This window comes from Stomatobaculum longum (assembly GCA_000242235.1).
In the GTDB taxonomy this organism is placed as follows: Bacteria; Bacillota; Clostridia; order Lachnospirales; family Lachnospiraceae; genus Moryella; species Moryella longum.
The window spans coordinates 205,049-227,784 of the sequence record JH590864.1; the positions used below are offsets into that span (position 1 = coordinate 205,049).

At 54.3% G+C, this 22,736-nt stretch carries 22 protein-coding genes; all 22 read left to right on the forward strand.

Annotation, left to right across the window (positions count from 1 at the left end):
* Positions 1 to 5 precede the first annotated feature (5 nt).
* The 22 genes from HMPREF9623_RS09455 (at position 6) to HMPREF9623_RS09565 (ending at position 22,615) form a co-directional block, all read left to right on the forward strand.
* Positions 6 to 758, forward strand: a complete 753-nt coding sequence (locus HMPREF9623_RS09455; protein WP_009533662.1) for an EFR1 family ferrodoxin — start codon at positions 6 to 8, stop codon at positions 756 to 758.
* A 40-nt stretch (positions 759 to 798) separates the two neighbouring features.
* Positions 799 to 2,280, forward strand: coding sequence for a UDP-glucose--hexose-1-phosphate uridylyltransferase (galT, locus tag HMPREF9623_RS09460; RefSeq protein WP_009533663.1), 1,482 nt, complete (start codon positions 799 to 801; stop codon positions 2,278 to 2,280).
* 14 nt (positions 2,281 to 2,294) lie between these two features.
* The gene (locus HMPREF9623_RS09465) at positions 2,295 to 2,864 is read left to right on the forward strand and encodes a GrpB family protein (RefSeq protein WP_040800291.1); all 570 of its coding nucleotides are present in this window, start codon (positions 2,295 to 2,297) and stop codon (positions 2,862 to 2,864) included.
* Positions 2,861 to 3,595 (forward strand): response regulator transcription factor, encoded by a 735-nt coding sequence (locus HMPREF9623_RS09470; RefSeq protein ID WP_009533665.1) that lies wholly within the window; start codon positions 2,861 to 2,863, stop codon positions 3,593 to 3,595. Before HMPREF9623_RS09465 ends, HMPREF9623_RS09470 begins: the two co-directional genes overlap by 4 nt.
* An 8-nt stretch (positions 3,596 to 3,603) precedes the next feature.
* A complete protein-coding gene (locus HMPREF9623_RS09475) occupies positions 3,604 to 4,521 on the forward strand; it encodes a sensor histidine kinase (RefSeq protein ID WP_009533666.1) in 918 nt (305 codons plus the stop codon).
* Positions 4,522 to 4,624: 103 nt separating this feature from the next.
* Positions 4,625 to 5,548: an ABC transporter ATP-binding protein gene (locus HMPREF9623_RS09480; protein ID WP_009533667.1), complete on the forward strand. Its 924-nt coding sequence runs from the start codon at positions 4,625 to 4,627 to the stop codon at positions 5,546 to 5,548.
* Positions 5,532 to 6,326 carry an ABC transporter permease gene (locus tag HMPREF9623_RS09485; protein WP_408640650.1) on the forward strand — a complete coding sequence of 265 codons (795 nt, stop codon included), beginning with the start codon at positions 5,532 to 5,534 and terminating at the stop codon, positions 6,324 to 6,326. Before HMPREF9623_RS09480 ends, HMPREF9623_RS09485 begins: the two co-directional genes overlap by 17 nt.
* Positions 6,304 to 7,077, forward strand: a complete 774-nt coding sequence (locus tag HMPREF9623_RS09490; protein WP_009533669.1) for an ABC transporter permease — start codon at positions 6,304 to 6,306, stop codon at positions 7,075 to 7,077. Before HMPREF9623_RS09485 ends, HMPREF9623_RS09490 begins: the two co-directional genes overlap by 23 nt.
* A gap of 258 nt (positions 7,078 to 7,335) precedes the next feature.
* Positions 7,336 to 7,839 carry a hypothetical protein gene (locus HMPREF9623_RS09500; protein WP_009533670.1) on the forward strand — a complete coding sequence of 168 codons (504 nt, stop codon included), beginning with the start codon at positions 7,336 to 7,338 and terminating at the stop codon, positions 7,837 to 7,839.
* A gap of 223 nt (positions 7,840 to 8,062) precedes the next feature.
* Positions 8,063 to 8,953 (forward strand): 4-hydroxy-tetrahydrodipicolinate synthase, encoded by an 891-nt coding sequence (gene dapA / locus HMPREF9623_RS09505; protein ID WP_009533671.1) that lies wholly within the window; start codon positions 8,063 to 8,065, stop codon positions 8,951 to 8,953.
* Complete coding sequence (dapB, locus tag HMPREF9623_RS09510; protein ID WP_009533672.1) at positions 8,950 to 9,720, forward strand: 4-hydroxy-tetrahydrodipicolinate reductase; 771 nt, start codon at positions 8,950 to 8,952, stop codon at positions 9,718 to 9,720. The genes dapA and dapB overlap by 4 nt, the downstream gene beginning before the upstream one ends.
* A 13-nt stretch (positions 9,721 to 9,733) precedes the next feature.
* Positions 9,734 to 10,468: a phosphoribosylaminoimidazolesuccinocarboxamide synthase gene (locus tag HMPREF9623_RS09515; protein WP_009533673.1), complete on the forward strand. Its 735-nt coding sequence runs from the start codon at positions 9,734 to 9,736 to the stop codon at positions 10,466 to 10,468.
* Between the two features lie 11 nt (positions 10,469 to 10,479).
* Positions 10,480 to 10,728 carry a TM1266 family iron-only hydrogenase system putative regulator gene (locus HMPREF9623_RS09520; RefSeq protein ID WP_009533674.1) on the forward strand — a complete coding sequence of 83 codons (249 nt, stop codon included), beginning with the start codon at positions 10,480 to 10,482 and terminating at the stop codon, positions 10,726 to 10,728.
* Positions 10,715 to 11,797, forward strand: coding sequence for a [FeFe] hydrogenase H-cluster radical SAM maturase HydE (gene hydE, locus HMPREF9623_RS09525; protein ID WP_009533675.1), 1,083 nt, complete (start codon positions 10,715 to 10,717; stop codon positions 11,795 to 11,797). The genes HMPREF9623_RS09520 and hydE overlap by 14 nt, the downstream gene beginning before the upstream one ends.
* Before the next feature lie 65 nt (positions 11,798 to 11,862).
* Complete coding sequence (hydG, locus tag HMPREF9623_RS09530; protein ID WP_009533676.1) at positions 11,863 to 13,326, forward strand: [FeFe] hydrogenase H-cluster radical SAM maturase HydG; 1,464 nt, start codon at positions 11,863 to 11,865, stop codon at positions 13,324 to 13,326.
* Positions 13,327 to 13,466: 140 nt separating this feature from the next.
* Entirely contained in the window at positions 13,467 to 14,450 is a 984-nt protein-coding gene (locus HMPREF9623_RS09535) for a FecCD family ABC transporter permease (RefSeq protein WP_334290535.1), read from the forward strand.
* Positions 14,451 to 15,209: an ABC transporter ATP-binding protein gene (locus tag HMPREF9623_RS09540; protein ID WP_009533678.1), complete on the forward strand. Its 759-nt coding sequence runs from the start codon at positions 14,451 to 14,453 to the stop codon at positions 15,207 to 15,209. It begins immediately after the preceding gene.
* Between the two features lie 55 nt (positions 15,210 to 15,264).
* The gene (locus HMPREF9623_RS09545; RefSeq protein WP_009533679.1) at positions 15,265 to 16,344 is read left to right on the forward strand and encodes an ABC transporter substrate-binding protein; all 1,080 of its coding nucleotides are present in this window, start codon (positions 15,265 to 15,267) and stop codon (positions 16,342 to 16,344) included.
* 189 nt (positions 16,345 to 16,533) lie between these two features.
* Positions 16,534 to 17,787 (forward strand): [FeFe] hydrogenase H-cluster maturation GTPase HydF, encoded by a 1,254-nt coding sequence (gene hydF, locus HMPREF9623_RS09550; protein ID WP_009533680.1) that lies wholly within the window; start codon positions 16,534 to 16,536, stop codon positions 17,785 to 17,787.
* A 373-nt stretch (positions 17,788 to 18,160) separates the two neighbouring features.
* A complete protein-coding gene (gene purB / locus HMPREF9623_RS09555) occupies positions 18,161 to 19,600 on the forward strand; it encodes an adenylosuccinate lyase (RefSeq protein ID WP_009533681.1) in 1,440 nt (479 codons plus the stop codon).
* Between the two features lie 28 nt (positions 19,601 to 19,628).
* Complete coding sequence (locus HMPREF9623_RS09560) at positions 19,629 to 20,915, forward strand: adenylosuccinate synthase (protein WP_009533682.1); 1,287 nt, start codon at positions 19,629 to 19,631, stop codon at positions 20,913 to 20,915.
* A gap of 53 nt (positions 20,916 to 20,968) precedes the next feature.
* Positions 20,969 to 22,615, forward strand: coding sequence for a flotillin family protein (locus HMPREF9623_RS09565; RefSeq protein ID WP_009533683.1), 1,647 nt, complete (start codon positions 20,969 to 20,971; stop codon positions 22,613 to 22,615).
* Positions 22,616 to 22,736: the final 121 nt, after the last annotated feature.

Below are 22,736 nucleotides of genomic sequence, written 5' to 3' on the forward strand. Positions count from 1 at the left end.
AACGGATGCTTTTATATTTTTCGGCGACCGGAAACGGCAAGTACCTTGCGGATCGCTTATGCGAACGCGAGCCGCAGGAACAAAAGAGCATAACCGACTGTATGCGCGCGGGAGAATTTTCTTTTTCGGATGAAAGCAGCATAGGCTTGATTGTGCCGACGTACAACTTCGGCCCGCCGAGCCTGGTGCTTGAATTCCTGAAAAACGCGAGCTTTGAGACGCCCTATCTCTATCTGGTCGCGAGCTACGGGACCACGCCCGGTGCAATCGGCGCCATAATGAATCGTGCGATACAAGGCAGAGAGATAGACGCTTATTATTCCGTTCGCATGCCGGATACTTGGACGCCGATTTTTGACCTCTCGACGCCGGAGAAGGTCGCAAAATTTACCGTGACCACCGAGGCGCAGGTGAATGAGCTCTTGCAAAAGGTGGGAGAGCGGCACCGGAACCGGGGCATGCGGCCCCGCGTGCCGACATTCGTGGCCGACCTGATTGCACAGCCGATTTACAATCGGATTGAGCGTAAGACCAGGCATTTTTCTGTGGAAGACAGTTGCATCGGCTGCGGCAAGTGTGCGAGAAACTGCCCTGTCTCGGCCATAACAATGGAAAATAAAAAGCCGGTCTGGGTCAAAGAGAAGTGCACGCTCTGTCTCGGCTGCCTGCACCGCTGTCCTGTGTTTGCGATTCAGTACGGGAAGCACACAAAGGCGCACGGGCAGTATGTGAATCACATGAGAGACACAGCGCGCTGATTCGGCATCAGCCAATATCAATAGAATGAGGGAAAAGCGTATGAATGCTGTACTGAAACTGGTGGATTATGCAAAGAAAACAGGGCTTATCGAGGAAGAAGAGCAAATCTGGGCGGTCAATACGCTGCTCGATGCGCTCGGCCTCGACGCGCTGACAGAGCTCCCGGTCGCGGAGAATGCAACCCTGCCCGAGATTCTGGACACCCTGCTCAACGACGCGTACGCGCGCGGCGTGCTGAAGGAGAATACGACCACCTACCGGGATCTCTTTGACACCGAACTCATGGGACGGCTCACGCCGCGTCCGGCGGAAGTCAGACGAAAGTTTGAAGCGCTTTACCGGGAGAGCCCGAAAGCCGCAACCGACTGGTACTACAAGTTCAGCGGCGACACGAATTATATCCGTCGCGACCGCTGCGCGAAGGACCTCCGCTGGACAACCGAGACAGCTTACGGGACGCTTGACATCAGCATCAACCTCTCGAAGCCCGAAAAGGATCCGAAGGACATTGCGGCAGCCAGAAATCTGCCGGCGTCAAACTATCCGCGCTGTCTGCTCTGCGCGGAAAATGAGGGCTATGCGGGTCGCGTGAATCACCCCGCGCGGCAAAACCTCCGGGTTGTTCCGATTGCAATCAATGAAAAGCCCTGGTTTTTGCAGTATTCGCCCTATGTCTATTATAACGAGCACTGCATCTGCTTTAACCGCGAGCACACGCCGATGAAGATTGACCGAGATACCTTCGCGAAACTCCTCGATTTTGTGCGCCAGTTCCCGCATTATTTCGTGGGTTCGAATGCGGATTTGCCGATTGTGGGCGGCTCAATTCTCGCGCACGATCACTTCCAGGGCGGTCACTACAGCTTTGCGATGGAGCGGGCGGAGATTGAGACAGCGTTCCGTTTCCCGGGCTTTGACGATGTGAGTGCGGGCATTGTGAAGTGGCCCATGTCGGTCATTCGCCTCTCCGCATCGGACAGACAGCGGCTCATTGAGCTCGCGGATCGAATTCTAAAGGCGTGGCGCAGTTATACCGATGCCGACGCGATGATCTTTGCGGAGACCGACGGCGTGCCGCACAACACAATTACGCCGATTGCGCGCATGCGGGACGGCAAGTACGAACTGGATCTCGTGCTCCGGAACAATCTGACCACAGAGGAGCATCCGCTGGGGCTCTATCATCCGCATGCGGCTCTGCATCACATCAAGAAAGAGAACATCGGTTTAATCGAAGTCATGGGACTTGCGGTGCTGCCCGCCAGACTGAAGACCGAGCTCACGGCAGTCGCTGCGGCACTTGCAAGCGGCCGGTCGCTCCGCGAAAATCCTCTGACCGAGAAGCATGCTGACTGGGCAGAGCAGTTTGCCCCGCAGTACCGGATTACGGCGGACAACGCCTTTGAAATTGTGCGGAAGGAGACCGGTCTCGTGTTTACGAAGGTCCTCGAAGATGCGGGCGTCTACCGGCGAAACGAGGCAGGCAAGCAGGCGTTTCTCCGCTTCTTAGAGACGGTCTGAGAGAAAGGGCGAATATGGAGAGGCAAGTGACGGATATGAGCCCGGAGAAATTCCGGGAACTGTTCCCCATCTTTCTGGTCAAACATGATGACAACTGGGACACGCAGTACACGGCGATGGAAAAGGCGCTTAAGAAGACTCTGCGTGCCTTCGCTGTCGCAAGAATCAGCCATGTCGGCAGCACCGCAATTCCGGGTATCCTGGCCAAGAATATTGTGGATATCATGGCGGAACTTGCGCCGGGAGAGGATATGGAGCGGGCGGCCGAGGCCATAGAAAGCCTTGGCTTTGTGCGAAAATACACGGAGCCCGGCAGGATTTTTCTGCGCCTCGGCTACACCGAAGAGGGCTTTGCAAAAGAGGTTTTTCACTTACACCTCAGGTATCGCGGGGACTGCGATGAGCTCTACTTCAGGGATTATCTCCGTGAGAATCCGGCGCTCGCAAGCGAATACGAGGCGTTGAAACAGCAACTTTGGAGACAGTACGAGCATGACCGGGACGCCTACACAGAGGGCAAGACCGCTTTTATCCGGAAGTGGACGAAAGCAGCGAAAGTAGAATATGCGGGGAGATATCATTGAACGTAGAATGCCGATTAGCTGCAAAGGGCAGTGAAAAAGCGACCAGGATTCTGGTGATTGACGATGACCGGGAGCTCTGTGAGCTGCTTCATCGCACAATCTGGCAGGAGGGAATGGCGGCTGACTGCTGTTTCTCGGGCAGAGATGGACTTGACAGGTTGGAAGAGGGAGAGTATCAGCTTGTCATCTTAGATGTTATGATGCCGGGCTCTGATGGCTTTGCAGTATTGGAGCAGATCAGAGGGAAAAGTCATCTGCCGGTTCTGCTTTTGACGGCGAAAAATGACAGTGCTTCAAAAGTGAGAGGGCTGCGGAATGGAGCGGATGACTATCTGACCAAACCTTTTGACATGGGGGAGTTACTGGCGCGCATCACCTCTCTGATTCGCCGCTATACAAGGTTCAATCAGAACGAAAATCATATCGAAAAGCTTTTTTACGACGGCTTGACGATTGATATGGATGCGCATCTGATTGCAGTGCAAAACGGGACGTTTGAGCTTGCACCAAAAGAATTTTCCCTGCTGTTATATTGTGCAAAAAATCAGGGGAGGATTTTGACAAAAAAGCAGATCTATGAGGAAGTATGGGGAGCGCCATATGTCTACGACGACAGCAATATTATGGCTGTGATCAGTCGTCTGCGCAAAAAGATGGAGGTTGATCCCGGCAATCCTCAATATATACAGACAGTCAAGGGGGTTGGTTATCGCTTCAATAAGAAAGTATGAGATTTGATATGAATATTTCAAACATCATTCTTTTTGCCATCACTGTGATTGTGAGCGTGTCTGCAGTGTTTATGCTACGCAGGGAACGAAGACAGATCAGAGAACTTGTCGAGGCGCTGGCGGATGTGAAAAATGGAAATGGCAACCGCCGAATTCTTGCTCGCACAGACCAGGCCCTCTCTCCACTTGTGTATGAGATCAATGATATTGTCTGCATGTATGAGGAAAAAATTGTGATTCTGCAGCAGATGGAAGAGACAAGCAAACAACTTATGACAGATATTTCTCATGATGTGAGAACACCTCTGACAACACTGATTGGATATTTGGATGCAGTACATCGAGGAAGTGTCACAGGAATAGAGCGGGAGAAGTATATAGAAACTGCCCGGCGGAAGGCCTATGATCTCAAAGAGTATATTGATGCTCTGTTTGATTGGTCTAAGCTTAGTTCGGATGAGTTTTCTGTCACGATAAAACGAGTGGAGCTGGCGGAATTGACACGCAATATCATGATCGACTGGATTCCAATTCTGGAAGATCATAAGATTGAATATTCCATAGAGATCCCAGAGTGTGCAGTTACGGTGAATCTGGATTCTGACAGTTACAGGAGAATCATCAATAACCTGCTTCAAAATAGTATTTCACACAGCCATGCAGATTGCATTGTTGTAGCTCTCATCGAGCGTGAGGCTGAGATACAGATTTCCGTCGCGGACAATGGCGTTGGCATTCAAAAAGAAGATCTGACAAGGATTTTTTCCAGGCTTTATAAATGTGATAAGGGGCGAGGTGAAAGAGGCAGCGGTCTCGGCCTGTCGATCGCCTGTCGATTGGCGGAGAAGATGGGCGGGAGACTTACTGTGGATAGCACTGTCGGGCAGGGGGCTACATTCATACTGACTTTGCCTGTTCCCCGATAAGGATTCAAAATTGCAAGGTTTCTGCAAGGTTCCCGCAAGGTTCTCACAAGGTTGCTCCGCTACTGTTAAGAAGAACTGTAAAGGAATGCGGAGGGACTTTGTTATGAGTGAGATGATCATAGAGACAAGGCATTTGACAAAACAATATGGAGCGCAAAAGGGTGTTTCTGATTTGAATCTCCATGTGCGGAGAGGACGAATTTACGGCCTTTTGGGGAGAAACGGAGCCGGCAAGACCACAACAATGAAGATGCTGCTGGGGCTGACGCCTCCGAGTGCCGGCGAAGTCATTCTTTGGGGAAAAGCATTGCGCGGCAATGAGAAGAAAGTGCTTCCAAGGATTGGAAGTATGATCGAGTCCCCGGGGTTTTATCCCAATCTGACTGGAACAGAAAATTTGCACATTTTTGCGACATTGCGCGGGATTCCAAAGGCAAGTGCAATTCAGGATGCGCTTACGTTTGTCGGATTGCCCTATCGGGATAAAAAGCTGTTCTCTCAATACTCGCTTGGTATGAAGCAGCGTCTTGCGCTTGCACTTGCAGTAATGCACGATCCGGAACTTTTAATTCTTGATGAGCCGATCAATGGACTTGATCCGATCGGAATTGCAGAGGTGAGAACCTTTATTCGCGATCTCAGTGGGAAAAAGGGGAAAACGATTCTGCTTTCCAGTCATATTCTTTCTGAGATTGCTCTCCTTGCGGATGACATAGGAATTATTGATCAGGGGGTATTGCTGGAGGAAGAGAGCTTTGAAGAACTGGAGCGAAAGAGCAATCGCTACATCCATTTTATTGTTTCTGACACCGCCTCGGCAGCATTGCTTTTGGAAAGTGTATTTCAAGAGACACACTATACTGTTCAGGATGATCATCATATTATTCTCTACAATCTTGAACTGCCGGTAGAAAGGATTATTTCTACTTATGTGGAGAATGGATTGGAGGTATTCGAGGCTCACACCTGTGAAGAGACATTAGAGGATTATTTCAAGCATGTGACAGGAGGTGAGGGAATTGCTTAACCTGATTCGATGCGAATTTTGGAAATTAAAGCGATTAAAGCTCATACAAATCACGCTTGTGATGGCTCTCCTGTTCCCAATCATTCTGACTATTTATGTCTTCTATAAAAGAAGCAGCTTTGCATTGCTGTATCGCTTTGTCTTTTTGTATGGAGACCTGCTTTTCAAACCCTGCATTCTTGGAATTCTCTCTGTGCTGCTGCTTTCTATGGAGCAGAGAAATGACACATTCAAAAATTTAAGAGCAATCCCAATCACCAGAGCACAATTATTTCACACGAAAATGGCTTTACTGCTCTGCCTGTCAGTTCTATATTCTTTGATTGAATTTCTGGCAACTGCCCTGGGAGGGCTGCTTTTGGAACGGCAGCATGGAGCTTTGGCAGTATATATATACTGCAGTCTGATGACTGGAATCATGCTGTTTTTTGACATACTGCCGCTTGTTTTATTTTTCTGCCTGTGTCGCGCGAGCAGCTTTTTTGCCGTTATTCTTTCGCTGTTTTATGCCATCGCAGGCTTTCTGCTGGTCAATTCTTATGCCTCAGGTATGGTTGCCTCGGATGGAGTGATTGCAAACTTGCCCCGCATTGTTATCTTTCGCTGGTTTTTATACGTATTTGACTTGGAGCGCACAGCTGTTTCATCTGGCCTCTCTGCGTTGCCGACAGTCAGCGCAGGATTGTTTCTCTTTTGTACAGGGGGCGCTGCGCTGCTGATCTCTGCTGTTTTATACCATCAGAAGGGGGATAAGGATGAGTGGCATGATATGTTGTGAGTTCATGAAAATCAGACGCAATAAGGTTCTGATGGTTGGATTGATTGCAGTGTTGATTTCCGCAGGATATTCTGCTTTTCAGATGTATCTGGGAAATCATTCAGGCGACACAATGAATTTTGATCTGTTGAACTATGTCATGGTTTTCAATAATACGACGCTGGTTTTTCCAGCTATGTTGACATTGTTTGGAGGACATCTGATCAATCTTGAATACGAAGCCGATACGCTGAAATCTCTTTTGACAGTACCGGTCTCTATGCGAAAGATTCTTACGATCAAACTGTTGGTAACTGGATTTTTCGCTGTAGTATTTGGCATGGCAAGTTTTGTACTCGCCATACTTTTGGGATGCCTGTTGTTACACTTTGATATCACAGGAGAGCAGGTACTGCTTTCGCTGAGACAAATATGCGGAATGGCATTCTGGAATTATATTGCGGTTTCTCCAATTATTATAGTATCCTCCAGGAGACAGGGATATTATATGTTTGGCACAGGCATATCTTTTCTGCTTGGCCTGATCAGCTTGTTTATTGGAAAATCAGCATTGACAAATATTTTTCCCATTACAGCGGGATATAGACTGGTTCATTATGCAGCGGCTTATGAGGCATCTTCTCCGCTTGTCTCGATAGCAGTCTACGGAGTGATTGTGTTGTTCCTGATTCTTTACGTGTTTCATTTGCCGGAGCACATTTTCCTTTGCAAGAACCCGCCTTACTTTTCAAATATGCCTATGTCACGCTAATATAGCGGAGAAGGTCTCATTTTGACGAGACTTGATCGGACAGGCGGAATATTGCTGGAAGTACGAGAACGTGAACGCATTGGATTCGATCACGGTTGTATTTGCTCTCACACAGAGTGTGAGAGTTGCTATTCAATATGACAAGCGTACAAATCAATATAACAAGCGTATAAAGGCGCGCGGACAGTCTGTGAATCGGCTTGGGAAGCGGTAAAAACAGGCGTTTCAAAAACAGGTTTTACTTTGGGGGAAAAGAAAATGATTGACACAAAGCTGATTGTTGCAATTGTGGTGGGCGTCTGGGCGCTGCTCTTTGTGGTTATGATGAGCATTCAGAAGAAGCGCAAAAGTAAGGCAACGGACTACCGGGCGTCAAATGCGGACAAGGCGCTTCTGCATCTCTACGGAAAGAAGTTTTCGATTGACGGTCGGGACCTATCTCTCTTTGAGACGGTGAGCGGAGAGAACCTTGAGAAGATTGTCGCGCTTCCGGAGGGCCCTCACAGAATTGCCGGCGTTTATCAGAGCACGGAAGTCAGCGCTTTGGGACAGAATATCAACCTCGAGAGCGAGAAGGTGGAGTTTGATGCAGAGCTCGAGAAGGGGCACAGCTACTCGGTTGCGATGTATGCCTACTCCCCGGAGGAGCGGAGGGAATATTACAAAGGCGATGTGCCGCGCGATGTGCTCAGCATTCCGCTGACGCTGGTGAAGGGGAGCGAGAATGTGAAAGCGTATATCATTGTCTATCAGGAGAACTGAGACAAAAAGGGGAAGAGCTTTGACGGCTCTTCCCCTTTTTTGGCAGAGCAGAGCCGCAGCGTCCATAGAGCCCTGCCTTGCTTTTCAAATATGGCTATGTTACGATAATGTAGCAGAGGAAGTCTCATTTTATCGCGACTTCGTCAGAAAACGGCGCAGCGCCGGATGTACGGAAAAGTAAACGCATTGGATTCGATCACGGATGTGAAGACGGAGGAAATGCATGGAAAGCATTTTTGAGGGCTCCGGTGTTGCCCTGATAACACCGATGAATGATGACCTCACGGTCAATTACGAGAAGCTTGAGGAGCTCATTGAGGAGCAGATTGCGGAGGGCACGGACGCGCTGATTGCCTGCGGCACCACCGGCGAGGCTTCGACGCTCACGCACGAGGAGCATCTCAAAGTCATTCAGAGAAGTGTTGAGATTGTAAATCACCGGATTCCGGTTGTGGCCGGCAGCGGCTCCAATTCGACGGATACCGCGGTAGAGATGTCGATTGAGGCGGAGAAGTACGGTTCGGACGCTCTCCTGCTGGTTTCGCCCTACTATAATAAGGCGACGCAGAAGGGACTCATTCACCACTACACCGAGATTGCCAATGCCGTGAAGCTGCCGTGTCTGCTCTACAACATTCCGAGTAGAACCGGACTCACGATTCAGCCGGAGACGGCCGCCTATCTCGGAAAGAATGTGCCGAACATTGTCGGTATGAAGGAAGCGAGCGGCAACTTTACGAATATTTTGCGCACGCTTGAGTTTTTGGACGGTCACGATTTTGACCTCTACTCCGGCAACGATGATCAGATTATTCCACTCATGTCGCTCGGCGCAAAGGGCGTCATTTCGGTGCTCGCCTGTGTGGTGCCGCGGAAGACCCATGAGCTCTGCCGCGCCATGCTGGACGGCGATGTCAAGAAGGCTGCCGCAATGCAGATTGAGGCAGCGGAACTCATTCACCAGCTCTTCATCGAAGTGAATCCGATTCCGGTGAAGACCGCGCTGAACCTGATGGGCAAGGAGGTCGGCCCGCTGCGTCTGCCGCTCTGCGAGATGGAGCCCGAGCACCTGGAGAGCCTGAAGTCTGCGATGAAGGAGTATGGAATTTTATGATTCGTATTTTACTGCACGGATGTTGCGGTCATATGGGACGGGAGGTCAGTGCCACCGCGCTCGCGGATGCAGGCACGGAGATTGTCGCCGGTGTGGACCGCACGGCGGGACCGGCCGACTATCCGGTCTATGCGGATTTTTCGAAGCTTACCAAAGAGAGCGCGGATGTGCTGATTGACTTTTCGGTCGCGGCGGCCGTGGATGCCGTGCTCGACTTTGCGGAGCGCACGGGTATGCCGGCGGTCATCTGCACGACGGGACTCAGCGAAGCGCAGCTTACGCGCATTGCGGCGCTGCAGGAGAAGGTGGCAATCCTTCGGAGCGCAAATATGTCGCTCGGCGTGAATCTTCTGATGAAGCTCGCGGCGGAAGCGGCAAATGTGCTCGCGGCGAAGGGCTTTGACATTGAGATTGTCGAGAAGCACCACAGAAGAAAGGTGGATGCGCCGAGCGGCACCGCACTTGCGATTGCGGATGAGATCAATGCGGCCTGTGACGAGCGTTTTCACTATGTGTACGACCGCGAGTCGCGCCACACGGCGCGGGAGCAGGATGAAATCGGCATTTCCGCGGTGCGCGGCGGCACGATTCCGGGCGACCACGATGTGATTTACGCGGGCGATGACGAGGTGTTGACCCTGAGCCACCGCGCGTACTCGCGCCGCATTTTCTCGCAGGGCGCGGTCGAGGCGGCAAAGTTTCTCGCGAGACAGAAGCCGGGGCGCTATACGATGGCGGATGTGATTGCCGCAAGTTTACAGGGGTAAGAGGAAAGACGGGATGGAGAAGAGAGAGAGTATCGGCGGCACGGCCGTGACGCGGTGCTATGCGACGGACACCGAGGGCGTGACCCTCGTCGAGTGGCTGGATCAGGTCGCGGATGCGGACGGCAGAACCGAGACCGTCGCCGACAAGGGAATTGTCGCGAGCCGCATGACAGCAAGCCTCTTTCGCCATCTCGAGACCAAGGGAATACGGACAGCTTTTCTGGAAGAGATTTCGGCGCGGGAATTAAGTTTCCGCGCCGTGCATCGTTATTCCTTTGATCTCGTGGTGCGAAATTTCAGCGCGGGCAGTTTTGCGGAGAGAACCGGCGTGGCAGAGGGCAAGGCGCTCTCGCGCCCCACGGCGGAGCTCCGGAACCGGAAAGACGGCGGGCAGCGGTATTTCTTAAACGGCTATGACGCGCTTGCGCTCGAACTGGTCAAAGAGGAGGACTTGCGGAAGATGACACAGCTCGCCTTCCGCATCAACGAGATTCTGATTCCCTACTTTGCGGAGCGCCGGGTGGACTTAATCGACCTCTCGCTTGCCTTCGGCAAAAACAAGGAGGAAGTGGTACTGACCGGGGCTCTGTCGCCGGACAATATGCGCCTCTGGGACAGAGATACGCACGAGCGCCTAGATGCGGATCGCTTCCGCCGGAATCTCGGCAATGTGCGAGAGGCCTATCTTGAAATTTACAAGCGCCTCGGCATCGGCTCCTTAAAGCCGGAGGAACTGCTGGGCGAGTAAGGAGAAAGCGTTTGGAAGAGACCAGAATTGCGGTGATGAGTATCATCGTGGAGGACAGAGACAGCGCGGAGCCCCTGAACCAGCTGTTGCACAGCTACGGGAGCTATATCATCGGGCGTATGGGACTGCCGTACGAAAAGAAGAATATAAGCCTCATGGCGATTGCCCTCGACGCGCCGGAGAACACGATTGCGGAGCTCGCCGGTAAAGTCGGTAATCTGCCACATGTGAGTGTCAAGACTGCCTATGCGAAGCGCTGACGAGAGAGCCCTCGTCCTGCTCGACAAATTGGAGCGGGAGCGGGGGCTTACTTTTTCGGAATATGCGGAATTAATCGATGCCGAGACGGAGGCACTCCGGAAGGAGGCAGCCAAGAGAGCGGTGCGGCTTCGAAAACAAATTTACGGGGATCAGGTGTTCACACGGGGGCTCATCGAGTTCACGAGTTACTGTAAGAACGACTGTCATTACTGCGGCCTGCAGCGGAGCAACGCGGAGGCAGAGCGCTATCGGCTCTCTGAGGAGGACATACTGCTCTGTTGCAAGGAAGGCTACCGGCTCGGGTTTCGCACCTTCGTCTTGCAGGGCGGGGAAGACCCGTACTTTAACGATGACAGGCTTGTCCGTATTGTCCGCGCAATCAAGGCGCAGCACCCGGACTGCGCGATTACGCTCTCGATCGGCGAGAGGACGCACGAGAGCTATCAGCGGCTCTTTGATGCGGGGGCGGAGCGCTATCTTCTTCGCCACGAGACCGCGGATGAGGCGCACTACCGGAAGTTGCATCCGGCGGAACTCTCGCTCCGCCACAGGCTCGACTGTCTCGAGGATTTGAAGCGCATAGGCTATCAGGTGGGTTGCGGCTTTATGGTCGGCTCGCCCGGACAGACGGTCGAGACGCTAGCGGAGGATTTCCACTTTATTCAGGAATTCAAGCCCGCCATGTGCGGCATTGGCCCCTTTATTCCGCAGCACGCGACTGTGTTTCGGGACGAGAAGCAGGGGGATTTGCATCAGACCCTGTTTTTGCTCTCTTTGCTCCGGATTTTGCAGCCGAATCTCTTATTGCCTGCAACGACGGCGCTCGGCACCATTCACCCGCTTGGGCGGGAGATGGGCATACAGGCGGGAGCAAATGTCGTAATGCCCAATCTGTCTCCGGTCGAAGTCCGGAAAAAATATCTGCTCTACGATAATAAAATCTGCACCGGAGATGAGTCGGCGGCCTGCCGCTCCTGTTTAAACCGGCGCATGGAATCCATCGGCTATCGGCTGACCGAGACACGCGGGGACGTGAAACCGCTCCCTTCGCCATCGGCGCTCGAATAGTACCCCAATACAATTTCAATCTGAACGGAACGGGAAAACCCGGACCGCAAGAAAGGAAACCCTTCATGGCTACATCTGCAAGCACATCGTATAACCCTGCCTCTCTTTCGGCAGAGGAGTTTATTTCCCACGAAGAAATCTTAGAGACCCTTCGCTACGCGGAGGAAAACAAGCGAAACGAAGAACTGATCGATCGCATACTCGAGAAAGCGCGCCCCAAGTATGAGGGCGGGAAAGTCCGCTGTGAGGGACTTACGCACCGGGAGGCCTCGGTCTTATTGGCGTGCGATCTTCCCGAAAAAAATGCCGAGATGATGAAACTCGCGGAGGAAATCAAGCTCGCCTTTTACGGAAACCGCATCGTTCTCTTTGCGCCGCTCTACCTCTCGAATTACTGTGTGAATGGCTGCACCTACTGTCCCTACCATGCGGAAAATAAGCACATCAAGCGGAAAAAGCTGACGCAGGAAGAAGTGCGGCAGGAGGTCATTGCGCTTCAGGATATGGGACACAAGCGCCTTGCGCTTGAGGCGGGCGAGGATCCCTTGCATAACCCGATCGACTATATTTTGGAGTGCATCCGTACGATTTACGGCATTCATCATAAGAATGGCGATATACGCCGCGTCAACGTGAACATTGCGGCGACCACGGTCGAAAACTACCGGAAACTCCGGGACGCCGGCATCGGCACCTATATCTTATTCCAGGAGACCTACCACAAGGAGAGCTATGAGGCACTGCACCCGACCGGCCCGAAGCACGACTACCGCTACCACACCGAGGCGATGGACCGCGCGATGGAGGGCGGCATCGACGATGTCGGTATCGGCGTGCTCTTCGGGCTTGACAAGTACCGCTATGAATTCGCGGGACTTTTGATGCACGCGGAACATCTGGAAGCCGTACACGGCGTGGGACCCCATACCATCAGCGTGCCGCGCCTCAAAAAGGCGGACGACATTGACCCCGCAAAATTCAATAACGGCATCGACGATGAGACCTTCCTGAAGATTATTGCCTGCATCCGCATCGCGGTCCCCTATACGGGCATGATTATCTCGACCCGCGAGTCGGAGGCGGTGCGCGGCAAAGCGCTCCGGGTCGGCATCTCGCAGATTTCGGGCGGCTCCCGCACCTCGGTCGGCGGCTATGCGGAGGAGGAGAGAGTGCACGACACCGAGCAGTTTGATGTCTCGGACCAGAGAACCTTGGACGAAGTGCTGCTCTGGCTTATGCGGGACGGCTTTCTGCCCTCATTCTGCACGGCCTGCTACCGCGAGGGGCGTACAGGCGACCGCTTCATGAGTCTCTGCAAGAGCGGACAGATTCAGAACTGCTGTCATCCGAACGCACTCATGACGCTCGCGGAATACCTGACCGACTATGCGTCCGAGGAGACCAGGGAGACCGGCAAGGCGCTCGTTGAAACCGAGCTCACGACCATCCCGAATGAGAGAAGCCGCACGATTGCGGCGGAGAATATCAAAGAGATTTACGCCTCGAACCGCCGGGATTTCCGCTTCTGAGATTCGGCACTGTACGGATGCCCTGTTCTGCTGGACAAGAGAGATATGATAAGTTAAGATTGACTATCGGTAGTCAAATCTAATCAAAGAAAAAGGAGGTATACGCTACGAGACAAACAAAATGGCTTGTTCTCTGCCTGATACTCGCAGCGCTGGCCTCGGCGGTCGTCACGCTTTGCATGGGGGCGGTGCGAATTCCGGTCGAGACGACCTGGGCTGTCTTACTGCGCCACCTCTTCGGACAAAGCGGACGCAGCATACCGGTTTCGATGGAGCAGATTGTCTGGCAAATCCGGGTGCCGAGAATTATCCTCGGCTTTCTCGCAGGGAGCGGACTCGCGCTCTGCGGCTGTGTGATGCAGGCGGTCGTGCAAAATCCCATGGCAGATCCCTATATCCTCGGCGTTTCAGCCGGGGCGACACTCGGCGCAACGGGCTCTCTGTTCCTCGGTGTCGGCGTTGTGTCCGGGTTCTGGGCGTTTCTCGGCGCGGGTCTCGCCTGCTTTCTGGTGCTTGCACTCGCCTCGGCGGACGGCAAAACCACCTCGGTCAAGCTGATTCTCGCCGGCATGATCGTGAACGCGCTGCTCACCGCCTTTTCCAATTTCATCATTGCCGTCGCGGGCAATTCCGACGGTGTGCTGTCGATTAAGTTCTGGACCATGGGAGCGCTGACGCGCGCCGGTTGGAAGAATATCGGGCTCATTGCCGTGATTGTCGCACTTGCGGCGCTCTATTTCATGAGTCAGGCGAGAACTTTGGACGGCCTCTTGCTCGGCGAGGAGGCGGCTGTCACAATCGGCATCGATACCTTCCGTTGCCGCCTCGCGTACCTTCTGGTGCTCTCGCTGCTCACGGGCGCTCTGATTTCAGCTTGCGGCACCATAGGCTTTGTGGGGCTCATCATTCCGCATCTCGCGCGGGCGCTGGTCGGCACCGCACATCGAAGACTCTTGCCGGTCGCGGCGCTTTCCGGCGGCCTCTTTATGCTCTGGGTCGACGCACTCGCGCGGAGTTTACTGCCGAACACGGAGCTGCCGGTCGGTATATTCACGGCGTTAATCGGTGCCCCCTTCTTTGTCTATGTGATGGTGCGAAAACGCTACGGATTCGGAGGCAAATAAATGAGACTCGAAGCAGAAAATATCGCGGTCTCGATCGCCGGAAAATCCATTGTGAAAAACGTGACGCTCGATGTGCCGGAGCACAAGTTCTCGGCGCTCCTCGGTGCAAACGGGAGCGGCAAGACCACCTTGCTTCGCGCGATTTATAAGACCCAGAAGACGGACAGCGGCACAGTGCGGCTCGACGGTGAGGACATCGCCCGCTTTTCGGGAAAAAAAATCGCGCGCCGCATGGCGGTCATGGGGCAGTTCAATCAGATTAATTTTGACTATACGGTCATGGACATTGCGCTGATGGGGCGCTATCCGTTCCACACGCTCCTTGAGCGGGAAAAGGACGGGGACTATGAGGCGGCGCTCGAGGCGCTCTCGAAGGTCGGCATGAAAGACTACCGCGACCGGAACTTTCAGTCGCTCTCGGGCGGCGAGAAGCAGCGCGTCGTCCTGGCGCGCGCGCTCACGCAAAACCCGAAAGTCCTGATTCTGGATGAGCCGACGAACCACCTGGACATTCGCTACCGACTCGAGATCCTTTCTATCATCAAAGATCTCGGCATCACGGTGCTCGCGGCGCTGCATGACCTCGGTCTGGCCGCGCAGTACTGCGACTATCTGTATCTCATGCGACAGGGCGAAATCGTGGAGAGCGGCGTGCCGGAAGCGGTGATGACACCCGAAACCATACGGCGGATTTTTGAGGTCGAGGCAGCGGTGTACCCGAGCCCCATTGACGGAAAGCTCATGATTCAGTATCTCTGACAACTGTGTTTGGCAACAGAGGTTTTAGCAGAGATTTCGCAGAAAAAGGAGAGCTATGAAGAAAAAGACCATGCTTTTACCGCTCGCGGCAGTCGCGGCGGCACTGATGATTACCGCTTGCGGACAAAAGGCAGCGAGTTCCGAGACGAGCGCCGCAAACGCTTCGGAAACAGCGACCACAGCAGGGAGCGAGACCAAGGCAGTGGCAGAGAGCGGCGCGGCGGCGAAGAACAGTGCGGCTGCAAAGACCGCTTATCCCCTGACGCTCAAGATTTACGACGCCGAGGGCAAGGAAGTCGAGATGAGCTATGCCCATGCACCGGAGCGCGTACTCTCGACGCAGCTCTCGATGACCGAGCTCTTGATTAAGCTCGGGTTAAAAGATAAGATTGTCGCGGTCTTTGACAACGACAATGCGTTAAAGGGCGACATTGCGACCGAAATTGCCTCCTTAAAGAGTCTCGGCGACAAGAAGTCGGTCTCGAAGGAGAGCATACTTGCACTCGAGCCGGATCTGATTCTCGGCAAGGGGCCTCTCATGTTCACCGACACGGCAATCGGCACGGTGCAGTCCTATCAGGAACTCGGCATTCCGGTCTACACCGAACTCGCGAGTGCTTCGATTGACCAGTCGCTCAAGAACATTCCGGAAGATGTCCGCAACATCGGCAAAATCTTCGATGTGCAGGAGAAGGCGGATGCCTATGCGGCGGAACTTGACAAGCGAATTGACGCGCTGCTTACGAAGGTCAGCAACCAAACGGGAGAGCCGAAGAAGGTGCTCTTTATGGCCGGTTATACGGACGGCACCTTTGCGGGCTTCAACTCGAAGATGAGCAGCTGCATGTTAAAGACTCTGAACGCAGAGAATGTGCTCGAGAAGGGCGGCAACGGCCTCACGCTCGAAAATCTGATTTCGATGAATCCGGATGTGATTGTCTATGTCCGCTCGGACCGCTTTGCGGCGGCGGATGTCAACGCGGTCGCTTCGCTCAGCGAAAATCAGGTGGTGCAGGATGTGCCCGCAATCAAGAGCAAGAAGATTATCGAGATGGACTATGACGATGTGATGGACTACGGCGCGCGCGTCATTGACTCCGCCGAGAAGCTCTACGACTTCATGTATGAGAAATAAGCGATTTACCTGAGAGAAGGCGGATGGGCGGAAGGCTCATCCGCCTTTTTTCGGAAGCATACGAGAATCATGCGGAACGAAGAAAGACAGGCTCAAGAAAGTCGGGAGTCGGAAAGACAGAAATCAAGAGAGACAGAAATTAAGACAGAAAGAAATTAAGACAGAAAGAAATCAGAGAGGAAGCAGTGCATGCAAGAATTCGGAGCAAGCGAAAAATTTCGCGCCTGTATCGGTATTTTCGGCGCGAGAAATGCGGGTAAGTCAAGCCTGTTTAACGCGCTGAGCGCGCAGAAGGCCGCATTGGTCTCGGATACGCCCGGCACGACCACGGACCCGGTCAAAAAGACTATGGAGATACTGCCGCTCGGACCGATTACCTTAATCGACACCCCGGGCATCGATGACGAGGGGGAACTCGGAAGAGAACGCGTGCGGCGCGCTGAGGAGATGCAAAAGCGCTGTGACGCGGCCATTCTCTGTCTTGCGGGAAAAAGGGAGGCAGGAGAGGCCGAAGAGCAGCTGTTTCGCGCGCTCGCGGCAAAGGGGATTCCGCTCTTAGCGGTCATCACCAAGGCGGAAGCGCTCACGGAAAAGGAGCGCGCAGAGTCTGTGGCTTACGTTTCCGGGCTGCTTACGCGCTGCGGGGCAAAGGTCAAAGAAATTATTCTTTGCTCTGCCGTGAGCGGAGAAGGCATAGAGGAAGTAAAGACTGCCATCGGTATGCTGCCGCGTAAGGCAGAGAAGAAACCGCTGCTCATGGATCTCGTTGCGCCCGGTGACACAGTCGTCCTGGTCTGTCCGCAGGATGAATCCGCGCCGCGCGGTCGCCTCATTTTGCCGCAGCAGATGGCGGTGCGAGAGCTTTTGGACGGCGGTGCCTTTCCCTTTCTCTGTCAGCCGGAGGGGCTGCCCGCTCTGCTTTCGGCCCTTCGTGAGCCGCCGACCCTCATCATCACGGATTCGCAGGCTTTTGCCGAAGTCGCAGCCTGCATTCCCGCGGAGCAGCCGCTCAGTTCTTTCAGCATGTTGCTGGCCCGGCAGAGCGGTGTGCTCGAAGAGGCGTTAATCGGTGCGGCGGCGATCTGGAAGCTACGGGACGGCGACGCCGTTTTGATATCGGAAGGCTGCACCCATAAGAGACAGTGTAAGGACATCGGCACGGTGAAGCTCCCGAAGTTACTCGAAAAGGCCGCGGAGAAAAAACTCCGCTTTTATTTCAGCTCCGGCCACGAGTTCCCGGAGGACATGCGCGAAAAAGAGATACGGCTGGTGGTGCACTGCGGCGCCTGTATGCTCGGGGATACGGAACTCTTATCGCGCTTTCAAGAGAGCCGCAATGCGGATATTCCGATTACCAATTACGGCGTGGCGCTCGCCGCGATGCAGGGCATACTGCCGCGCGCGGCTGTACCGCTGCTGAAAGAAAAGCGATCCCGTGATTGAGACGAAGTGTATTCGTGATTGCGACAAAGCGTGTAGGGCAGAACAAAGCGGGAGGCGATTGTCACCGGTAGCGCTGCCTGAAACGATAGTGTCGGTTCGTTCATGGCGGAGAAGCACGCTTTATTGCGTGCTTTTTTGTATGCGGCATCCGATTGGGACTCGATTGCGCGTGAGAATCCAGGAGAGGCTGTTTCGGTTCGGAGTATGTTTCCTGTATGCAGTGGGACGGGGCGGGCTGTCTGTCACGGAGCGGCTCGATGGAGCATGTTTCCTGTATGCAGTGGGACTGGAGTTAAGCCTGTATTCGTGTTAAAATACAGAATGTCATGGAAATTGGAGTCGTCTGCCAATCGGAACAAGAAGGAGACCGCATATGCAAAAAGAATACAATAAATACCTGAGTCCGCTCTCCGAGCGCTATGCCTCGGCGGAGATGCAGTATTTGTTTTCGCCGGAGAAAAAGTTCCGCACCTGGAGAAAACTCTGGATTGCACTTGCCGAGACAGAGAGGGAACTCGGACTTCCGATTACGGAGGAGCAGATTGCGGAATTAAAGGCACACGCCGAGGATATCAACTACGAAGTCGCGGAGGCGAGAGAGCGGGAAGTGCGCCACGATGTGATGAGTCATGTCTATGCCTACGGCAAGCAGTGCCCGAGCGCAAAGGGCATCATTCACCTCGGTGCGACCAGCTGTTACGTGGGCGATAACACGGATATTATTCTGATGACGGAGGGGCTCCGCATTGTGCGCCGCGAACTTCTGAATGTCGTCGCGGAGCTCGCAAGCTTCGCGGAGAAGTATAAGGACCTCCCGACCCTCGCCTTTACCCACTTCCAGCCGGCGCAGCCGACCACGGTCGGCAAGCGCGCAACGCTCTGGATCAACGAACTGCTTCTGGATCTCGAGGATCTGGACCACGTGCTCGCAAACATGAAGCTGCTTGGCTGTAAGGGCACCACGGGCACGCAGGCCTCGTTCAAGGAGCTCTTTGAGGGCGACGAAGAGAAGATTAAGAAGATCGATCCGATGATCGCGGAGAAGATGGGCTTTTCGGCCTGTGTACCGGTCTCCGGCCAGACCTACTCGCGGAAGATTGACACCCGCGTTCTGAATGTGCTCGCGGGCATTGCCCAGAGCGCGCACAAGTTCTCGAACGACATCCGCCTCCTGCAGCACTTGAAGGAAGTCGAGGAGCCGTTTGAGAAGAGCCAGATCGGCTCCTCGGCCATGGCCTACAAGCGGAACCCGATGCGCTGCGAGCGCATGGCGAGTCTCGCGAACTATGTGATGAGCGATGTGATGAACCCGATGCTCGTCGCGAGCACGCAGTGGTTCGAGCGCACGCTCGACGACTCCGCGAACAAGCGCCTCTCGATCCCGGAGGGCTTCCTCGCAATCGACGGCATCCTCCACCTGTACATGAATGTCGTGGACGGCCTCGTGGTCTACCCGAAGGTCATTGAGAAGCGTCTCATGGCAGAGCTTCCGTTTATGGCGACCGAGAACATCATGATGGACGCGGTCAAGGCGGGCGGTGACCGCCAGGAACTGCACGAGAAGATTCGCGAGCTCTCGATGATTGCCGGACAGCATGTGAAGGCAGAGGGCAAGGACAACGACCTTCTTGCGCTGATTGCCGCAGAGCCTTCGTTCCACCTGAATTTAGCGGATCTCGAGAAGACCATGCAGCCGGAGCGCTACATCGGCAGAAGTGCGGAGCAGGTCACGGATTACCTGAACGAAGTGGTCAATCCGCTACTCAAGGAGAATCAGGATGTGCTCGGCGAAAAGGCCGAGATTCAGGTCTAAGGGACGAAAAGAGAGAGGAGTTTATCATATGTCAGTTAAAGCAATTGTCGGCGCCAACTGGGGCGATGAAGGCAAGGGAAAGATTACGGACGTGCTCGCGCAGGATGCGGACATTGTGGTGCGCTTCCAGGGCGGCGCAAACGCGGGGCACACGATTATCAACCACTACGGCAGATTTGCGCTGCACCTCTTGCCGTCGGGCGTGTTCTCCGAGAATATCACCAATGTCATCGGCAACGGTGTCGCGTTCCACATTCCCTCGTTTGTGAAGGAACTCGCGAGCATCGAGGCGCAGGGCGTGCCGGCACCGAAGATTCTGGTCTCCGACCGTGTGCAGCTCCTGATGCCCTATCACATCTTACAGGACAGCTACGAGGAGGCGCGCCTCGCGGGTAAGGCCTTCGGTTCCACGAAGTCCGGTATTGCGCCGTTCTACTCGGACAAGTACGCGAAAATCGGCATTCAGGCGGCTGAGCTCTTCGACGAAGAGGCGCTGCGCGAGAAGGTCGAGAATATCTGCACCATTAAGAATGCCCTCTTTGTGCATCTCTATCATCAGGAGTCGCTGAAGGCGGATGAGATCATGCAGACCCTGACGGAGTACCGCGAGGCGATTGCCCCCTATCTCGCGGATACAGGCGCTTTCCTCACCGAGGCGCTCCGCGCGGGCAAAACCGTCCTCGTCGAGGGCCAGCTCGGCTCCCTCAAGGACCCGGATCAGGGCATTTATCCGATGGTCACGAGCTCGCACACGACGGCAGCTTTTGCGGCGGTCGGTGCGGCGTTCCCGCCCTATGAGTTAAAGGACATTGTGACGGTCACCAAGGCTTATTCGAGCGCGGTCGGCGCGGGTGAGTTTGTCTCCGAGATTCTCGACGAGACCGAGGCAGAGGAACTCAGAAAGCGCGGCGGCGACAAGGGCGAGTACGGTGCGACCACCGGAAGACCGCGCCGCGTCGGCTGGTTTGACGCGGTCGCGACCCGCTACGGCTGCCGCGTCCAGGGCAGCACGGAGGTCGCGCTCACGGTGTTGGATGCGCTCGGCTATCTCGACGAGATTCCGGTCTGCACGGGCTATGAGCTCGACGGAAAGGTCATTGACTATTTCCCGGTCACGCCGCTCTTAAAGCGTTGCAAGCCGGTGCTCACGGTGCTGCCGGGCTGGAAAGAGGATATCCGCGGCATCACGCGCTATGAGGAGTTACCGGAGAACTGCAGAAAGTATGTCGAGTTCATCGAGAAGGAGATCGGCGTGCCGATTACGATGGTCTCGAACGGACCTGGCAGAGAGGAACTCATTTACCGCAAGAAGTAAGAAAAAAGTTTTTTGGCAGCGGCACAGTCATTTGAGAAAAGGAGGATTTTGTCATGGATCTTGCATTGCTTCGCACCCTTGTTCCTGTTATCCTCATTGTTTTCTTTCTGATCGTCGTACTCTCGGGATATGTCAAAGCGCCGCCGGACAAGGCATTCATCATTTCGGGCTACCGGAAGACGCCGAAGATTTTAATCGGCCGCGCGGGCGTCAAAATTCCGTTCCTTGAGCGCCTCGATGTCCTTTACCTCGGCCAGATGACGGTCGATATCAAGACCGAGCAGTCGGTGCCGACGACGGACTTTATCAACGTCAATGTGGATGCGGTCGCGAAGGTCAGAATCGCGCCGGACAGCAAGGGCATTGAAAAGGCTTCCCGCAACTTCCTGAATAAGAAACCCGAGCAGATTGCTATGGATCTGCAGGACTCCCTGCAGGGTAATATGCGTGAAATCATCGGCACGCTGACCTTAAAGGACATCAATACGAACCGCGATTCGTTCTCGGATCAGGTGATGATGAAGGCAGCTGCCGACATGGAGAAACTCGGCATCGAGATTCTCTCCTGCAACATTCAGAACGTGACGGATGAGAAGGGTCTCATCAACGACCTCGGTGCGGATAACACTTCTAAGATCAAGAAGGATGCCGCGATTGCGAAGGCGCAGGCGGACCGCGACGTCGCGATTGCGCAGGCCGAGGCAAATAAGGCCGCAAACGATGCGCGTGTGCTCGCGGACACCGAGATTGCGCAGAAGAACAATGAACTCGCAATTCGCCAGTCTGAACTGAAGGTCATTTCCGATACGAAGAAGGCAGAGGCGGATGCCGCGTACGAGATTCAGAAGCAGGCACAGGAGAAGAATATTCAGATTGCGACGGTCAATGCCGCAATCGCAAAGGCAGAGCGCGACTCCGAGCTGAAGAAGCAGGAAGTTGCGGTCATGCAGCAGGCGCTGGATGCCGAAATCAACAAGAAGGCGGATGCCGAGAAGTACCGCGTGGAGCAGGCGGCAGCCGCAGAGCTCGCAAAGCGCCAGAGAGAGGCAGAGGCGAGAAAGTACGAGCAGGAGAGAGAGGCAGAGGCGAAAAAGGCCGTTGCCGAGGCTGCGAAGTACGCCGCAGAGCAGGAGGCCAGCGGTATCCGCGCGAAGTACGAGGCAGAGGCAAGCGGTATTGCTCTCCGCGGTAAGGCGGAGGCTGAGGCGAGAAGAGCCGTGGGTCTTGCGGAGGCCGAGGCCATGGAAAAGAAGGCCGAGGCTTACCAGAAGTACAACAATGCCGCAATGGCGGAGATGCTGATCAAAGTGCTCCCGGACATTGCAAGTGAGATTGCGAAGCCGCTCGCGCAGATTGATAAGATCACAATCATCGGCGGCAGCGGTAGCAATGAAAACGGCGTATCTCAGCTTGCGTCGAATGTCCCCGTCGTCATGGGCAAGCTCTTCGAGTCGATGAAGGAGACCACGGGCATCGATCTCGGCGAGATTATGCGCGCGGGCACCTATGACGCAAAGGTGAATCGTAACCTCAATGTGACCGGACTTGAGCGTGCCAATGTGAGCGCCGAGGGAACGGCGGAAGTGCCGGCAGTGCCTGCGGAAAAGCGGGAAGCTGCGCCGGAAGCTCCGGCGGTAGAGCCGAGAAGTACGAATGACACGAATTCGACAAACAAGCACAGCGGACGGAAGGCACAATGAGTCGTTTTAAGCCCCAATACGTCAGCAGATCCTAGCAGGCAAAAGAAATTCAGAATATGATGAATCGAATTCAGAGATGAAGCGAGGGACGGCAGAGTGGCTCTGCCGTCCCTTTTCTCTT

Excerpts from the sequence above, each read along its gene's own strand:
- HMPREF9623_RS09455 (WP_009533662.1), top strand. The coding sequence starts at position 6 with ATGCTTTTATATTTTTCGGCGACCGGAAACGGCAAGTACCTTGCGGAT.
- HMPREF9623_RS09545 (WP_009533679.1), top strand. The coding sequence starts at position 15,265 with ATGAAGAAAAAGACCATGCTTTTACCGCTCGCGGCAGTCGCGGCGGCA.
- HMPREF9623_RS09475 (WP_009533666.1), top strand. The coding sequence starts at position 3,604 with ATGAATATTTCAAACATCATTCTTTTTGCCATCACTGTGATTGTGAGC.
- galT (WP_009533663.1), top strand. The coding sequence starts at position 799 with ATGAATGCTGTACTGAAACTGGTGGATTATGCAAAGAAAACAGGGCTT.
- purB (WP_009533681.1), top strand. The coding sequence starts at position 18,161 with ATGCAAAAAGAATACAATAAATACCTGAGTCCGCTCTCCGAGCGCTAT.
- HMPREF9623_RS09465 (WP_040800291.1), top strand. The coding sequence starts at position 2,295 with ATGGAGAGGCAAGTGACGGATATGAGCCCGGAGAAATTCCGGGAACTG.
- HMPREF9623_RS09480 (WP_009533667.1), top strand. The coding sequence starts at position 4,625 with ATGAGTGAGATGATCATAGAGACAAGGCATTTGACAAAACAATATGGA.
- HMPREF9623_RS09540 (WP_009533678.1), top strand. The coding sequence starts at position 14,451 with ATGAGACTCGAAGCAGAAAATATCGCGGTCTCGATCGCCGGAAAATCC.
- HMPREF9623_RS09565 (WP_009533683.1), top strand. The coding sequence starts at position 20,969 with ATGGATCTTGCATTGCTTCGCACCCTTGTTCCTGTTATCCTCATTGTT.
- dapA (WP_009533671.1), top strand. The coding sequence starts at position 8,063 with ATGGAAAGCATTTTTGAGGGCTCCGGTGTTGCCCTGATAACACCGATG.
- hydF (WP_009533680.1), top strand. The coding sequence starts at position 16,534 with ATGCAAGAATTCGGAGCAAGCGAAAAATTTCGCGCCTGTATCGGTATT.
- HMPREF9623_RS09490 (WP_009533669.1), top strand. The coding sequence starts at position 6,304 with ATGAGTGGCATGATATGTTGTGAGTTCATGAAAATCAGACGCAATAAG.
- hydE (WP_009533675.1), top strand. The coding sequence starts at position 10,715 with ATGCGAAGCGCTGACGAGAGAGCCCTCGTCCTGCTCGACAAATTGGAG.
- HMPREF9623_RS09500 (WP_009533670.1), top strand. The coding sequence starts at position 7,336 with ATGATTGACACAAAGCTGATTGTTGCAATTGTGGTGGGCGTCTGGGCG.
- dapB (WP_009533672.1), top strand. The coding sequence starts at position 8,950 with ATGATTCGTATTTTACTGCACGGATGTTGCGGTCATATGGGACGGGAG.
- HMPREF9623_RS09560 (WP_009533682.1), top strand. The coding sequence starts at position 19,629 with ATGTCAGTTAAAGCAATTGTCGGCGCCAACTGGGGCGATGAAGGCAAG.
- hydG (WP_009533676.1), top strand. The coding sequence starts at position 11,863 with ATGGCTACATCTGCAAGCACATCGTATAACCCTGCCTCTCTTTCGGCA.
- HMPREF9623_RS09515 (WP_009533673.1), top strand. The coding sequence starts at position 9,734 with ATGGAGAAGAGAGAGAGTATCGGCGGCACGGCCGTGACGCGGTGCTAT.